Source organism: Halopseudomonas salina (assembly GCF_014637955.1).
Taxonomy (GTDB): Bacteria; Pseudomonadota; Gammaproteobacteria; order Pseudomonadales; family Pseudomonadaceae; genus Halopseudomonas; species Halopseudomonas salina.
This window is the reverse complement of sequence record NZ_BMFF01000003.1, coordinates 19163-33132: the sequence shown is the minus strand read 5'-3', so window position 1 is coordinate 33132 and position 13970 is coordinate 19163. Positions and strand designations below refer to the sequence as shown.

At 58.7% G+C, this 13970-nt stretch carries 15 protein-coding genes; 10 read left to right on the top strand and 5 right to left on the bottom strand.

Annotated features, from left to right (window positions below; genetic code table 11):
- Positions 1-75 precede the first annotated feature (75 nt).
- The 5 genes from IEV54_RS07600 (at position 76) to IEV54_RS07580 (ending at position 3732) form a co-directional block, all read left to right on the top strand.
- Positions 76-696 carry a DNA-J related domain-containing protein gene (locus IEV54_RS07600; RefSeq protein ID WP_150279380.1) on the top strand — a complete coding sequence of 207 codons (621 nt, stop codon included), beginning with the start codon at positions 76-78 and terminating at the stop codon, positions 694-696.
- Positions 697-850: 154 nt separating this feature from the next.
- Positions 851-1450 carry a Yip1 family protein gene (locus tag IEV54_RS07595; protein WP_150279409.1) on the top strand — a complete coding sequence of 200 codons (600 nt, stop codon included), beginning with the start codon at positions 851-853 and terminating at the stop codon, positions 1448-1450.
- 149 nt (positions 1451-1599) lie between these two features.
- Positions 1600-2421: a tRNA 2-thiocytidine(32) synthetase TtcA gene (gene ttcA, locus IEV54_RS07590; protein WP_150279381.1), complete on the top strand. Its 822-nt coding sequence runs from the start codon at positions 1600-1602 to the stop codon at positions 2419-2421.
- A gap of 29 nt (positions 2422-2450) precedes the next feature.
- Positions 2451-3122 (top strand): DNA-3-methyladenine glycosylase I, encoded by a 672-nt coding sequence (locus IEV54_RS07585; RefSeq protein WP_150279382.1) that lies wholly within the window; start codon positions 2451-2453, stop codon positions 3120-3122.
- Between the two features lie 85 nt (positions 3123-3207).
- A complete protein-coding gene (locus tag IEV54_RS07580; RefSeq protein ID WP_223825561.1) occupies positions 3208-3732 on the top strand; it encodes a C40 family peptidase in 525 nt (174 codons plus the stop codon).
- Here the strand turns inward: IEV54_RS07580 and IEV54_RS07575 are convergent, their stop codons facing one another.
- Together IEV54_RS07575 and IEV54_RS07570 are read right to left on the bottom strand one after the other, a co-directional pair.
- Entirely contained in the window at positions 3733-4476 is a 744-nt protein-coding gene (locus IEV54_RS07575) for a CPBP family intramembrane glutamic endopeptidase (RefSeq protein ID WP_150279383.1), read from the bottom strand.
- Positions 4477-4491: 15 nt separating this feature from the next.
- Positions 4492-5571 carry a patatin-like phospholipase family protein gene (locus tag IEV54_RS07570; protein ID WP_150279384.1) on the bottom strand — a complete coding sequence of 360 codons (1080 nt, stop codon included), beginning with the start codon at positions 5569-5571 and terminating at the stop codon, positions 4492-4494.
- A gap of 109 nt (positions 5572-5680) precedes the next feature.
- Between IEV54_RS07570 and IEV54_RS07565 the strand changes: the two genes are divergently transcribed.
- Genes IEV54_RS07565 through IEV54_RS07550 form a run of 4 tightly spaced genes read left to right on the top strand, consistent with a single transcriptional unit; the run spans position 5681 to position 8346 of the window.
- Positions 5681-5986, top strand: coding sequence for a PepSY domain-containing protein (locus IEV54_RS07565; protein WP_150279385.1), 306 nt, complete (start codon positions 5681-5683; stop codon positions 5984-5986).
- Positions 5979-6323 (top strand): PepSY domain-containing protein, encoded by a 345-nt coding sequence (locus IEV54_RS07560; protein ID WP_150279386.1) that lies wholly within the window; start codon positions 5979-5981, stop codon positions 6321-6323. The genes IEV54_RS07565 and IEV54_RS07560 overlap by 8 nt, the downstream gene beginning before the upstream one ends.
- The gene (locus IEV54_RS07555; protein ID WP_150279387.1) at positions 6323-7012 is read left to right on the top strand and encodes a response regulator transcription factor; all 690 of its coding nucleotides are present in this window, start codon (positions 6323-6325) and stop codon (positions 7010-7012) included. Before IEV54_RS07560 ends, IEV54_RS07555 begins: the two co-directional genes overlap by 1 nt.
- Entirely contained in the window at positions 7009-8346 is a 1338-nt protein-coding gene (locus tag IEV54_RS07550) for an ATP-binding protein (RefSeq protein WP_150279388.1), read from the top strand. Before IEV54_RS07555 ends, IEV54_RS07550 begins: the two co-directional genes overlap by 4 nt.
- On the opposite strand, the gene IEV54_RS07545 is transcribed toward IEV54_RS07550, so the two are convergent.
- A complete protein-coding gene (locus IEV54_RS07545; protein WP_223825562.1) occupies positions 8335-9498 on the bottom strand; it encodes an EAL domain-containing protein in 1164 nt (387 codons plus the stop codon). The genes IEV54_RS07550 and IEV54_RS07545 overlap by 12 nt on opposite strands.
- A gap of 393 nt (positions 9499-9891) precedes the next feature.
- On the opposite strand from IEV54_RS07545, the gene IEV54_RS07540 reads away from it, so the two are divergent.
- On the top strand, positions 9892-11100 hold the full coding sequence (locus tag IEV54_RS07540; RefSeq protein WP_150279390.1) for an ammonium transporter: 1209 nt from the start codon (positions 9892-9894) through the stop codon (positions 11098-11100).
- A 473-nt stretch (positions 11101-11573) separates the two neighbouring features.
- On the opposite strand, the gene IEV54_RS07535 is transcribed toward IEV54_RS07540, so the two are convergent.
- Positions 11574-12815 (bottom strand): OprD family porin, encoded by a 1242-nt coding sequence (locus tag IEV54_RS07535; protein ID WP_150279391.1) that lies wholly within the window; start codon positions 12813-12815, stop codon positions 11574-11576.
- Positions 12816-13084: 269 nt separating this feature from the next.
- Positions 13085-13681 carry an NADPH-dependent FMN reductase gene (locus tag IEV54_RS07530; RefSeq protein WP_150279392.1) on the bottom strand — a complete coding sequence of 199 codons (597 nt, stop codon included), beginning with the start codon at positions 13679-13681 and terminating at the stop codon, positions 13085-13087.
- Between the last annotated feature and the right edge of the window lie 289 nt (positions 13682-13970).

The window sequence follows — 13970 nt, the reverse complement described above, 5'->3', positions numbered from 1 at the left end:
ATTGACGGTGAGTCAGTAATACGCCAATCAGATGACAGACAGGTTGCAATACGTGGTGTTTGCTAGACTGGCCCCATGAACCGACCCAACCCCGATGATCTGCTTCCAGCAGACTTTGATCGTTTTGTGCTTTCCTGCCTGGCTGATGCGCCGGGTGGGATTGACGAGTTTTCGCTGATCAAGGTGCTCGCCGCGCATTTTCCCGATACGCTTTTTGCCGAGCCGGGTGCGCTACGCGATCCCCTGACGCTTTTTCAGACGCATTTTCTGTTGTTTCATGCCCTCTACAGGCTTTCTGACAGACTGACTGAGCAGGGGCTGGAGCTGCAGGTGCATGCATTGAGTATCCGCATGTTGCCCCGTGGGCAGGTAGCAGAGCAGCGCACGCTGTTGCGCGAGGCTGATCCGCTGCGCAGTTACTATCTGGATTGGGAGCAGTGGCTGACCACCCAGGGTGAGGATGTGGAGCGCTTACTCAAGGGCTTCAGCCAGGGTGGCGCGGGAGTAAGTCGGCAGGAAGTCAGCGCCGCACTGGAGGTTTTCGAACTTCGGGAGCCTGTTGATGCGCGGCGGATCAAACAGCGTTACAGGGAGCTAATGAGTCAGCATCATCCTGACAGGGGCGGCAGTACTGATCGGGTTCAGGACGTCAATCAGGCATTGCTAATACTCCAACGCTATTACGGCAAGCCCTGAAGTCGCTAATCACTCTAAGCAGAAAGCGTACTTGGAATGTGTTTTTGACTATAGTCAAGTACAAGGGAATGCGACAAAGCGTCGCGCCCGTACACCCGTTGCCGGCCGTCAGGTCAGGACCACGGGAATGAATAAAAATTCTGGAGACCAGACCATGATCCACCACGTAGTTGGGCTATTTACCCATCCCGACCAGGAATGGCGCGAAATCAAGGGTGAAGAAGAATCCATCGGCCATATGTATCTCACCCATGTACTTCTGCTTGCCGCCATACCTGCGATTTCCGCTTATATTGGTACCACTCAGACCGGCTGGGCCATCGGTAGTGCTGATGCGGTGCGGTTGACCACCACCAGCGCGCTGCAGATGACCGTTCTGTCGTACCTGGCCATGCTTGTAGGTGTGGCCGTAATGGGCGCCTTCATTCACTGGATGGCGCGTACCTATGACTCCAGTCCGTCGCTATCCGATTGCGTCGTCTTCGCTGCCTACACTGCTACGCCTCTGTTCCTGGCCGGTATTGCTGCACTTTATCCAAGTCTGTGGCTGGGGATGTTGGTGGGTACTGCGGCAGTCTGCTACACCGTTTACCTGCTTTATCAGGGCATACCGATCTTCATGGGCATTTCCAGTGAAGAGGGCTTCATGTTTTCCAGTTCCATTCTTGCCGTGGGCCTGGTTGTACTGGTCGCCATGATGGCAACGTCAGTCATTTTCTGGGGTATGGGAGTGGGTCCGGTTTACCTGCGCTAATCCGCAAGCGCGCTAGCCAGGCTTCATCTGGAGCGCGCTTTGCATTCGGGCATTGCCCCTTGTCGGCCAACTGGCCGGCAGGGGGTTTTGTTTTTTCAGGATGCAGTTTGCGGTTACCATAGCGATTTTTCGCATCCGGACTTTCCACCATGAGCCTGAGTGTCAGCCAGAACAAGTTGCAGAAGCGCCTGCGTCGACTTACCGCCGAAGCGGTCACCGAATACGCGATGATAGAGGACGGCGACAAGGTCATGGTCTGCCTTTCAGGAGGAAAAGACAGCTACACGCTGCTGGACATGCTTTTGCACCTGCAACGTGTTGCGCCGATTCGCTTCGAGCTGGTTGCGGTGAATCTTGACCAGAAGCAGCCAGGGTTCCCGGAGGAGGTACTGCCGGCGTATCTGAAAGAGCTTGGTGTTGCCTACCATATCCTCGAACGCGATACCTATTCGATCGTCATGGAGAAAGTGCCGGAGGGCAAGACTACCTGCTCTTTGTGCTCACGCCTGCGTCGCGGCAATCTGTATACCTTTGCCGACGAGATCGGTGCCAATCGCCTGGCGTTGGGGCACCACCGTGATGACATTGTTGAAACCTTCTTTCTGAACATGTTCCATGGCGGCAGCCTCAAGGCGATGCCGCCCAAGCTATTGTCCGATGACGGCCGCAATGTGGTGATACGTCCGCTGGCATTCTGCAGCGAAAAAGACATTGCCGCCTACGCCCGTTTGCAGGACTTTCCGATCATTCCCTGCAATTTGTGCGGTTCCCAGGAGAACCTGCAGCGCAAGGTGATCAAGGAAATGCTGCAGGGCTGGGAGCGCGAGAATCCCGGCCGCATCGAAAGCATTTTCCGCTCCCTGCGCCATGTGCATCCTTCGCAGTTGGCTGATGGCCAGCTGTTCGATTTTGCCAGCCTGAAGATCGATGAACAGGCCACGCCGCGTTTTCTCAATGTGATGAACCTTTGAACGCCTAAACCCATTGTGTGGAGCCTTCAGTGCAACCCTATAGACAGCTCGAAGAATACTGCCTGAACCGGTTCGGTTCGCGGACTGCGCTGGAAGCCAATCTGCCGACACCGCGTGATGCCAAGACCCTGCGCGGTATTGCCGATGACCGCTATCTGTCGACGTTGGCGTTGAGGGTGTTTCGTGCGGGGCTCAAGCACAGCCTGGTGGATGCCAAGTGGCCGGCTTTCGAGCAGGCTTTTTTCGGCTTCGACCCGGACAAGGTAGTGCTGATGGGTGGCGAGCACATTGAACGTCTGATGCAGGACAAGCGATTGATTCGCCACCTGGGCAAATTGCGCAGTGTGCCGCGCAATGCGCAGATGGTCATCGACATGCGCACTGAGTACGGCAGCATGGGCAAACTCATAGCAGACTGGCCAGTGACCGATATTACCGGTCTGTGGCGTCTGCTGCAGCGCCAGGGGAACCAGCTTGGCGGTCTGTCCTCCCCGCGATTTTTGCGCATGATGGGCAAGGATAGCTTCGTGGTTACCGGTGATGTGGCTGCTGCGCTCAAGGCCCGTGGGGTAGTTGACAAGTCGCCGACCAGTCAGCGGGACCTGGCGGCAACACAGGCTTTTTTCAATCAATTGCATGCCGATAGCGGCCGCCCGATGTGCCAGCTTTCCATGATGCTGGCCTACACCGTTAATCACTGAAAGCACCGTCATGCTTGACCTGAGGGCCAACCGCGGGCACTGTTGCGCAATACAGACACTCTAAAGATTCTCACGAGACTGACGCATGCCCTTGAAATTCCTGATCATTCCATGCCTGCTGGCAACCCTCGTCGGGTGTGCCGGCACCCCTGATCAGACCGATGCGGGCTTTGCCGGGATGAATTCCGGTACACAGTCGCTGATAGATTCGGGTACCGCCAGTCCGGTTTCGCCCACCAATAATGAAGTCATCTTCCGCGCCTTCAGTCTGATCGGCACCCCCTATCGCTGGGGCGGCAGCTCACCGGCCACCGGTTTCGACTGCAGCGGTCTGATCAACTACGTGTACCGTGAGGCAGCTGGCGTCAGTTTGCCGCGCACCACAGCGGGTCTGACTGCACTGAAGGACAAGGCACCTGCCCAGGATCTGATTCCCGGTGATCTGGTGCTGTTTGCCATGAGCGGCCGAAGTGTCGATCACGCCGGTATCTACGTGGGCGAGGGGCGTTTTCTGCATGCGCCCAGCAGTGGCGGCAAGGTGCGCATCGATGAATTGCAGGCCAGCTACTGGCAGCGCACCTTCAAGGGCGCGCGGCGCGTATTGCGCTGATCACCCGAGGGCGACCATCAGCAGGGTAAGTCCGTTATAGGCGGCGTGGGCTACCACGCACAGCCAGAGTTGATCGTATTTCCAGCGCAGCCACCCCAGGCCCGCGCCCAGCAGCGCAATAACCACCACGCCACCGGCACTGTAGAAACTGTGCAGTATCGCGAATATCAGCGTGCTGGCCGGCAGTGCCACCCATAGGCCGGGGCGTGTGCGTTGCAAGGCCTTGAATAACCAGCCCCGGAAGATCACTTCCTCAGCCAGCGGGACCCAGAGTATCGCCAGACCCAGGGCGCCCAGCAGTCGCCAGGCCTCGAGATCGAGCAAGGGTGTCAGTGCCTGCGGCTGCGCGGGATCACGGGGCAGCAGGTCCGGCGGCGTCAGCCTGAAATCCAGCCAGTCGGCCAGTGGATTAGCGATCAAGACCATGATGGCGGCCAGCAGAAGCGCCGGAATCAGGCCGGCCGGGCTGAATCCGCGACCCACCAGCCAAGTCAGTGACGCCCGTTGTTGCAGTAGCCAGGCGATTCCTAGGCTGCCGAGCATCAATAAAGCGCTGAACAGGGCGTCGAGCAGCAGAAACTGGGTATCGATGTGCAGATAATGCCCCAGGCGTTGCATGATCTGACCCGCGCCCCAGTGGCTGATGGCAGCCAGGCCTGCGTAAGCGATGGCCAGGCGCAGCAGGATCAGCGCATCGTCCAGGGCATGACGGCTCGGCGCTGGTAGCGCAATAAGCTGGCGCATCAGCGCAGGGGGCCGCTAGAGCGGTTGCAGGCGGTCAATCAGACGTCCTGATTCGGTTAGCTCGAGAAACTCATCACCGAGACGTTCGCTCTCGGCCATTGCCTTGCGCCAGTAGGCTTCCCGCTCTACATCTCTGCCCACAAAGCGTGTGAAATCCTTGCGGTCCGGCAGCTTGCCGTAGGGCAGGCTGGCGAGATAGTCCCGCGAGGGGGCGAGGAGCAGCACGCTTTTCAATTGCTGCAGATCACCCCTTCGCCAGGGCAGGGTCTTGTCGAACCAGCCCGGTACCACCCGATCGACAAAGTGCGGATAGAGCACCACGCCGGGTGCCTGATAGGGCAGGTCGAGATGATAGTCGAGCAGGCCGCCGTCGCGGTACACACCCTCGCTGGCGCCGGGGATGTCGCGCACGGCCTCCATCACCATGGGAATCGAACCGGAGGCAAGCAGGGCTGGGCGCAGGTTTTCCGCGGTAAGGCTGATATGGCTGCTGACAAAATCACTGAAGTCGGCGAGCGGTGGGCGCTGGCGTGGGTCATGCAGGATGACCCGCTCAAAAAACCGCTTCAGATGCCTTCTGCTCAGAAGGTTGGCGCCAATCACCCCTCCCAGGCCGAGGCCCAGACGGGAGCGGGTGTCGTGGCGCATCAGGCCAAGGCTTTTCACCACTACGATATTCAGCTGATACAGCGGGTTGGCGAGAATGCTCTCGGCCTGCTCGCCGAGCAGATCATCAAGCATGATGGCGCAACAGCGGCTGATTTCGCTGACGGTGATGCCCTTGGGAAAGCGCTGAGAGGTATACAGCTCGCCCAGATTGCGCAGCCCGGCCACCGGGTCCGGCAGGCAGGCACTGGCGAAGCGCCAGCTGCCAATCGAGGCCCCGATCAGGCTGCGTGGCTGCTGCGCCCGTGGTAGCCAGTCGCCAAACAGCGCAATGTCCAGACCCTGAATGCCTAACGCCTTGGGCCCGCCAGCCGCACCGGGGATCATGTGTACGTCGGCCGGCTGCAGCCCGTTTTCACGGATATGCTCGAGGGCCTGGCTGCCGGCGCGCAAAGTCAGCGCGGGCCTGGGTATGTGAATTGCGGTCATGCAGTGTCCTTACCGGCAAGCCATTCTATGCGGCTTGGTGCCTTTTTAAGTTTGGCTTCAGTTTGGTGTTCTAGGATACAAGCGTACTCAAACAACGGAGACTTTAAACATGAAAAAACTTGTTGCCCTTACCTGTACTACGATTCTTACCCTTGGCACTGCCAGTGCCTTCGCCGATGATGTGCGTATCGATGAAGCCCAGGCTCTTGTCAGCAAGGGTACCATTCAGTCCTTCGAGAAGCTGAATGAAGCAGCGCTTGCGGCGCGTGCCGGTACCATCACGGGCACGGAGCTGGAAGAAACTGCCGGCAAATATGTGTACGAAGTCGAAATTCGTGATGCCCAGGGCGTTGAGTGGGATATTGACATAGATGCGAGCAATGCCGAAGTGCTCAAGATTGACCAGGATGACTGAATCTCGTTGGTCGGGAGGGAAAGCCGCCTTGCGCGGCTTTCTGCGTTGGTCCCCGATAATCGTCATGCTGGCTTTCACCTCCGGGCTGCAGGCCGGACGTGATATTGATCAGGATGAGGCGCTCCGGCTGGTGGAACAGGAGGTTGTTCTGCCATTGCAACGCTTTATCGATGATGCGCAGGAACGTTTTCCCGGGCGCCTGCTGGAAGTCGAGCTGGAATGGGATGACGGCCGATATGTTTATGAGCTGGAAATAGTCACGCGCAGCGGCATCGTACTGGAGCTGGAATATGATGCGGTCACCGGCAAGTTGCTTGATGTGGAAGAGGACGATTGATGCGCGTGTTGCTGGTGGAGGATTCTGTGGCCCTGGCAGACAGCCTGTGTACGGTGCTCAAGCAGGCGGGCTTCGCCGTCGACTGGCGCGCAGACGGGCGAGATGCGTTGCTGCTGGGGGAGCAGGAACCCTACGATCTTTGCGTACTGGATCTGGGCCTGCCGGGTATGGATGGGCTTGAGGTGTTACGCCGCTGGCGGGCCGCACGGATCAGTTTGCCGGTATTGGTGCTGACTGCGCGGAGCAATTGGAGCGAGCGGGTCGAGGGGCTGCGCGCTGGCGCAGATGACTACCTTACCAAGCCTTTCAACCCCGAGGAGCTGGTGTTGCGCGCGCAGAACCTGCTGCGGCGCAGCCACGGCCATGAGCCCGGTGCCGTAATCCAGGCCAGGGGGCTGGCCCTGGACGAGACGCGCCAGGAAGTCACCTTTATCCATGCCGCCGCACCGGCGGGGTCTGTGTCGATAGAGCTCTCCGCTACGCAATTCAAGCTACTGCGCTACTTCATGCTGCACGCCGGCCAGGTATTATCCAAGGGCCGGCTGGCCGAGCATCTCTACGAATACGAGAGTGAGCGTGATTCCAACGTGATCGAGGTGCAGATCAACCACCTGCGCAGCAAACTGGGCCGCGAGGTTATTGTTACGCGCCGTGGGCAGGGCTATATCTTTGTCGGATTGCAGCCTTGAGCAGTATCGGCCGCCAACTCGGTCTGGGGCTGGTCGCCATTCTTCTGTTGACTGTGGTGCTGGTCGGGCAGGGCAGTGTCTGGTTGTTCGACCAGGCACTGCGGGACTATCTGGCGCGTTCACTGCAGGTTGAAACCGATAGCCTGCTGGCGGCGATCACTCCGGGGCCGGAGGGTCTGTATCTTGATCGCGCGCGGGTCGATCCTGACTACGACCGGCCCTATTCGGGGCGCTATTTCGTTATTGATGCTGGTGAACGCTGGCGCTCACGCTCGCTCTGGGATGCGCGGCTGCCGCTGGATGCGGACGGTCTGCACAATACGCTGGTGGCCGGTCCGGATGATCAGCAATTGCTGGTCTGGTCGGGGCGCTACGAAGTCAGCGGCCAGGCGGTTGATATCAGTGTGGCCACCGATTATCTGCCGCTGCTGCGGGCTTTTGACCAGGCGCGTTGGGCTATATGGGCTCTGGGTCTGCTCACCATAGGTGTGGCGTTGCTGGTGCAGCGCTGGGTGCTGAATCGGGCGTTTCAGCCACTGCGCCGCATCCGCAGGGAGTTGGCCGAGTGGCATGTGGGCAAGCGTCTGGAGTTGGGGTCGGATGTGCCGGAGGAGCTGGAGCCGCTGGTCAGCGAGATCAATCACCTGGGCCGCCAGATAGAGCAGATAATTCAGCGCTCGCGGGGCGGCCAGGCAGATCTTGGACACGCCCTGAAAACCCCCTTGGCGGTTGCCACTGCGCTTTTGCAGCAGGCAACCGCGGACCCTGGGAGCGACACGCTTGCGGGCATTGGTGTACAGCTGACAGCCATCCGCAACCAGATGGATCGAGCTCTTCAGCGCGCGCGCCTGGCGCCCGAAAGCCAGGCAAGCCAGCGTTTCAGTGCTGCGGAGGACCTGCCCTGGCTACTGGATTCGCTGCGCAGCATTCACGGCAATGACCTGCAGCTGGAAACGCGGCTCGGAGAGGCCGCGCAGGCAGAGTGGCCCTTTGAGCGAGAGGATATGCTCGAGCTGCTGGGCAACCTGCTGGACAATGCCTGCAAATGGGCGAGACGCACTGTGGTACTGAGCGCGGATATGAACTCTGAGGGGTTGGTCTTGCGCATTGCCGACGACGGTCCGGGTGTGGCGGAGCATGAGCGTTCTGCCATCCTGCGCCGCGGTCACAGACTGGACCAGAGCGCAGAAGGCGACGGCATCGGCCTGGCCATCGTCACCGATCTGGTTGAGGTCTATCAGGGCCGCCTGGAACTGCAGGAATCGTCCCTGGGCGGCCTTGAGGTCGATGTGTTACTGCCTGTTACGCGGCGCCAGCAGCGTTCAGATGCGTGAGGTATCGATATCCACAAGCAGCAGGTGCCGGCTGTCGTCGATGAACAGACCCGAGGTGATGCAATACTGATTGCTGGTCGCATCTCGGTAGCGGCTGGACAGAATAATGCGACTGCCCTGACCGGCTTCGGAGAGTATCTGGTAGAAATAGGGGCGCCAGGACCAGTTGTGATCCAGAAACCGAGCATCAGGCTGCCAGCGTTTCTCGGTCCATTCATAGTTCGGCGATATCTGGGTGCCATGTGCATCGCAAAGAAAGCAGCGCAGCAGCCAGGGATATTGTGCGGGTGAGGGCAGATCTGCCGGGTCTCCACCCTTGGCCAACCATTGCACGAGCTCGGCGAACAGGTTGCCCAGGGTGCCACGCAGCTCGGCGAGTTTTTCCCGCTCGGCCAGTTTGCTGCGGGCGTAATCGTCACGCATACGCGCGAACTCGGCCTGCACTGCGTCAGCAGGCAGGAAGTTCTCTGCGGGGCGTGCGAACAGGTATCCCTGCACATAACGTGCGCCGCATTCCAGGGCAAAATGCAGTTCCTGCTCTGTCTCCACGCCTTCGGCAATAATCCAGCAGCCGCTTTTCTCGGCCATCAATGCCAGGGCTTTGACAAAATCGCCGCTGTTGCCCTTGCCGCTGGCTGCGCGGCGAAACAATTGTATGTCCAGTTTCAGAATGTCCGGCTCCAGGGCCAGCACTCGATCCAGCATGGAGGAGCCTGCACCAAAGTCGTCAATCGCGATGCGAATGCCGGCTTCCCGGTAGCGTCTTACGGCGTCGCTCAGATCCTGGATATTGCCCTGCAGTTCGGTTATCTCGAACACGACCTGTTCGGGCGGCAGACCAATCTCCTTGAGCAGCTCCAGACTGGGCAGTGGCTCGCCGGGTACCAGCTGGCTGACCCATAGAGGAGAGATGTTGACGCTGATAAACCCGGCCGGGTTGTCGCGGAAGGCCTCGAATGCCTGACGTCGAATGGTGCGATCCAGTTCCAGCAGGTCTACGGGATCAACGCTGGGATCGGTAAACAGCGGACCTGCGCTCACTATCTGCCCCTGGTCATCCTTGAGTCGGGCCAGTGCTTCGTACCCGGCTATTCGCCCGGTGGCGGTATCGATCAGTGGCTGAAAGAAAGGCAGTGGTTGACCATTGAACACAGGAAACTCCATTAACAGGGATAAGCGGCAACCCAGTATGCAAGATTATAGCCAGAGACTGGTTTTGCTGCTGGGCAGGTGATATTTCCGGTTGTGCCGGCCCCTTTTTGGGCACGTCTGTTGTTGCTGAAAGGTGCATTCTACTGCGTTCTGGTACGTCAATTGCACTGCTGTGGTGAGCCCGGGCACGGGTTTCGCACTCCATTGGTGCCGAAGTGCCAGAGCCCGGACTTACACCCTTTTCAACTAACTGAATAAAAAGAGAAAAATGCAGCAGATAGAAATTTCGCCAGATCGCCTTGTTTTGAACTCGTGTGCAATTTGCACCAATGATGATCATTTCATGTGTTCTGTGCGTTTATCTGGTGCGTTTCTCGAAAAGAGGCTCAGATAATGGAAAACCTGCACAGCGCGGTGGAAACACTGATGCACGGCGCAAACACGATGTTTCTTCTGATGGGTGCGGTCATGGTTCTGGCCATGCATGCCGGCTTCGCGTTTCTGGAAGTGGGTACGGTACGGCAGAAGAATCAGGTAAACGCGTTATCCAAGATTATCAGCGACTTCGCGATTTCGGGTATTGCCTATTTCTTTATAGGCTATTGGATCGCTTACGGTGTGACTTTCTTCCACGGTGCCGAGGCACTCACGGAGCAGAATGGTTACTCGTTGGTGAAGTTTTTCTTTCTGATGACTTTTGCTGCGGCTATCCCGGCGATCATTTCTGGCGGTATCGCCGAGCGTGCCCGCTTTGCTCCGCAACTCGTGGCTTCGCTGTTGATTGTTGGCCTGATCTACCCTTTCTTCGAGGGTCTGGTCTGGAACGGCAACTACGGTGTGCAAGACTGGATGGAGGGGGCTTTTGGCGCGCCTTTCCATGATTTTGCCGGTTCAGTTGTAGTGCATGCGGTGGGTGGCTGGCTGGCGTTGGGCGCTGTGCTGATGCTGGGTGCACGCCGTGGTCGTTATCGCGATGGCCATGTGATTGCGATGCCGCCATCGAACATTCCGTTCCTGGCCCTGGGCGCCTGGATTCTGACCATTGGGTGGTTCGGTTTCAACGTGATGTCGGCCCAGACGCTGGATGGCATAAGTGGTCTGGTGGCGGTCAATTCCTTGATGGCGATGGTTGGCGGTACGTTGGCGGCGCTGGCGGTGGGTCGTTTTGACCCGGGCTTTTTGCACAACGGTCCTCTGGCCGGTCTGGTTGCGGTCTGTGCGGGCTCCGATCTGATGCACCCGATTGGTGCTCTTGCTACTGGTGCGGTTGCCGGTGGTTTATTTGTGTGGGCATTTATTCTGACCCAAAATCATCTGAAGATTGACGATGTGTTGGGTGTATGGCCTCTGCACGGTCTATGTGGGGTCTGGGGTGGTATTGCGGCGGGCATTTTTGGTGCGCAGGCGCTGGGCGGTCTGGGTGGTGTCAGTCTGATGTCGCAGGTTGTCGGTTCTCTGGCAGGTGCTGTTTTTGCTCTGGCTGGTGGTGTGCTGGTTTACGGTGTGATCAAGGCGATCACGGGTATTCGGCTGAGTGAGGAGGACGAGTTCATGGGTGCTGACTTGGCTATTCACAAGATTGGGGCTACTGCGGAAGACTGATCTGTTTTATAGCCTGTGTATGGGTGCCGATGATCGTGCCTGATTTCAAACCCGGTCCTGGTAGTGGGTGCATGGGTGCCGGTGGCGGTTGACCTATGCCCGACACGCTACAAGCCGTCCCTGGAAGCTCGACGTTGCACATCCCTGTGCGCCGACGGTCGTGCATAGGTCAACCGCCGCCGACACCCGGATGGCGTGGAGTACGCTGCAGTAAAAAGAGTTCTTGGATGCGCTCAATTGCTCAAGCACTCTCATTCAGGCGGCACGGAGTTTGTTTGTCGATTTTGACCTGGCCCGTTCCAGGACCGTCAGAGCACAGGGATGTGCGATGACGAGCCCCAGGGATGGCTAGTAGCGTGTCCTGGAACGGGGCAGGTCGGAATCGGCACCACACCGATCCAATGCCAAGCAACCAACCAGGACAAACAAAAAGCCCGAACATCAGCTCGGGCTCCACCAATACGATCAACCAATTACATCAAAGGAATGGTGTAATTCACGATCAGGCGGTTTTCGTCGATGTCGCCTGCCACGTCGGAACGGACCATCGCGTTACGCCATTGCAGGGCTACGTTCTTGAAGGGGCCGGACTGGATGGTGTAGACGAAGTCGATGTCGCGCTCCCACTCTTCGCCAGTCCCGGCTGCACCCAGGTCGATGTTGTCGCCACTGACGTAGCGCACCAGGCCTTTGAGGCCGGGGATGCCGTAGGCTGCAAAATCCAGGTCGTAACGGGCCTGCCAGGACTTTTCGTCGGCCCGGGCGAAGTCCAGGATCTGGATGTAGTTGGCGATGTAGGGGTTGTTTTCGGCCAGGTAGGGGAAGGCCGTGTCGCCGTCGCTGTGCTGATAGCCCAGGCGGAATGTGTGTGGGCCGGTGCCTGCTGAGAGGAGCAGGGATTTCATGTTGTGATCGATGTTCAGTGGCTGATTGCCGCTGTCACTGGTGTCGAAATAGGCCAGGTTGGCGCCAAGCTTCCAGTCACCGACTGTGAGGCCCTGGAGTACGTTGATCATGTTCTGTTCGTATACGTCATCCAGCTCGCCACGCCACAGGCCCAGGGAGGTATCGCTCTGGGTGAACTTGTAGGTGCCGCCGATGAAGTTGAACTGGTCGGAGGTGCCGCCTACGGTTGCGCCGATATCTTCACGGTTGGTACTGCCGCGGTAATTGACCTCACGCAGCTGACCCAGTTGCACGTTCAGGTTGTCTATTTCGTCGATGCTCAGTGCGCCGCCGGTATAGGTTTGCGGTAACAGGCGAATGTCGCTGGCCTGGGCGATCGGGATGGCGGGCACCAGATTGCCAAGGCGTAGTACGGTATTGGAGATTTTGGCCTTGGCCGTAGCTGAAGCATGGCCGTAGCTGTCGGGGCCTTCATCGCCGAAGGCGTTGGGCAGCAAGCCGGTGCCTGCTGTGTCGTCTTCAGAGTAGAGCTTTACGCCGGTGGCGGCGTATACGTCCAGACCGAAACCCACTGCGCCGGGGGTGTATCCCGAAGCTGCGCGGAAGATGAAGCCCTGCGCCCACTCTTCAGCCTTGGACCGGCCGCCTGGGGGAGTGGAGCGAAAATCGCGGTTGAAGTAGAAGTTGCGCAGTTGCAGGGACGCCGTGGCATCGTCGGTGAAGCCAGCAGCATTTGCGGTGCCGGCCAGTGGCGCAATAAGGGCAAGGGCCACAGCTGCGGCCAGGGTGTTGGTTTTCACATGCGTCATTATTATTCTCCTGGTGTGATCATTTGCAGGCCGGTGCTTGCCGGGCGCGGATCAAATAAAGCACTTAAGCAGGAGGGACTCTGTAAGACATTCGTCGAACTGTCATATGACGGACATGTTCGAGGGAGTTGGCGCTTTTCAGCGGGATGGTAAAAGGCTTGATCTTGACGCCTCGGCCATGCGCAGGCGGCAATCCGGTGACCCGGCTAGCGGCCATTAGACCTTAGTAAGGGGTGGCCCGTTCGTGGGTCGCACGGACCTGATGCGGGTTACATACCGTTGGCGAAGTCGGCATTGGTCATATCTATCTCGCCGCGCACGGGCTTCAGGGCCTGGGCGTAGCGCAGCAGAATATCCAGGTTGTATTGCATGCGATCGCGTATCTTGCGGTCGTCTTCCGAGACTGGCTCGGGCATGTTCATGACCTTTTCCACGTTACGCACTATCAGGTGCTCGGGTATGTAGCACAAACGGCAATTCTTGTAGCTGGAGGCGCGCAGTTCGCTGATCGGATAAGCGCCGCCTATGCCTGCCGAGATACCGCCGAGCATGGCCGGTTTGTGTGCCAATTGGGCCTTGGTCGCGAACAGAAAGAAGTTCTTGATCGCCGGGCAGGCCATGCCGTGCCACTCGGGGGCGAGGATCACCAGGGCGTCGGCCTTGGACAGTTGCTTCTCGAACATGCCCCAGGGGCCTTCGTCCTCCGCAGGCCACATTGGCAGGGGATAGGATCCCAGGTCTATGACCGATACGGCGGCCGCATCGAGTCCGTGCTGGTTGATCAGACTTTGGCGCATGAAGCGCGCGACCTTGGATGTCTGACTGTTACTGCGGCTGCTGCCGGCGACGATGGCGATGTTGAGCATGGGGCCTCTCCTTGATTGCATGTGCCAGCATGCTAACCGTCGGCCGCGCGGACCAACAGCGCAAAATCGTAAACGCAAGCTGCAAGCTGCAAGCTGCAAAGAGCAGCCTCAAGCTTCAAGCCGCAAGCGTAAAGCTAAACCCAGATGAAGTGCGGGGATGTGTACCTGGAACTACGTCTGGGAATAACGGTGGCGCTGCAGTGCGCACGTCCAGCTTGCAGCTTGCGGCTTGAAGCTTGTAGCTGCAGTTCTGGCTTGCGGCCTGCGGCGCTATGCGGCAGAGTACGCG

Excerpts from the sequence above, each read along its gene's own strand:
- IEV54_RS07600 (WP_150279380.1), top strand. The coding sequence starts at position 76 with ATGAACCGACCCAACCCCGATGATCTGCTTCCAGCAGACTTTGATCGT.
- IEV54_RS07595 (WP_150279409.1), top strand. The coding sequence starts at position 851 with ATGATCCACCACGTAGTTGGGCTATTTACCCATCCCGACCAGGAATGG.
- ttcA (WP_150279381.1), top strand. The coding sequence starts at position 1,600 with ATGAGCCTGAGTGTCAGCCAGAACAAGTTGCAGAAGCGCCTGCGTCGA.
- IEV54_RS07580 (WP_223825561.1), top strand. The coding sequence starts at position 3,208 with ATGCCCTTGAAATTCCTGATCATTCCATGCCTGCTGGCAACCCTCGTC.
- IEV54_RS07575 (WP_150279383.1), bottom strand. The coding sequence starts at position 4,476 with ATGCGCCAGCTTATTGCGCTACCAGCGCCGAGCCGTCATGCCCTGGAC.
- IEV54_RS07570 (WP_150279384.1), bottom strand. The coding sequence starts at position 5,571 with ATGACCGCAATTCACATACCCAGGCCCGCGCTGACTTTGCGCGCCGGC.
- IEV54_RS07565 (WP_150279385.1), top strand. The coding sequence starts at position 5,681 with ATGAAAAAACTTGTTGCCCTTACCTGTACTACGATTCTTACCCTTGGC.
- IEV54_RS07560 (WP_150279386.1), top strand. The coding sequence starts at position 5,979 with ATGACTGAATCTCGTTGGTCGGGAGGGAAAGCCGCCTTGCGCGGCTTT.
- IEV54_RS07555 (WP_150279387.1), top strand. The coding sequence starts at position 6,323 with ATGCGCGTGTTGCTGGTGGAGGATTCTGTGGCCCTGGCAGACAGCCTG.
- IEV54_RS07540 (WP_150279390.1), top strand. The coding sequence starts at position 9,892 with ATGGAAAACCTGCACAGCGCGGTGGAAACACTGATGCACGGCGCAAAC.
- IEV54_RS07535 (WP_150279391.1), bottom strand. The coding sequence starts at position 12,815 with ATGACGCATGTGAAAACCAACACCCTGGCCGCAGCTGTGGCCCTTGCC.
- IEV54_RS07530 (WP_150279392.1), bottom strand. The coding sequence starts at position 13,681 with ATGCTCAACATCGCCATCGTCGCCGGCAGCAGCCGCAGTAACAGTCAG.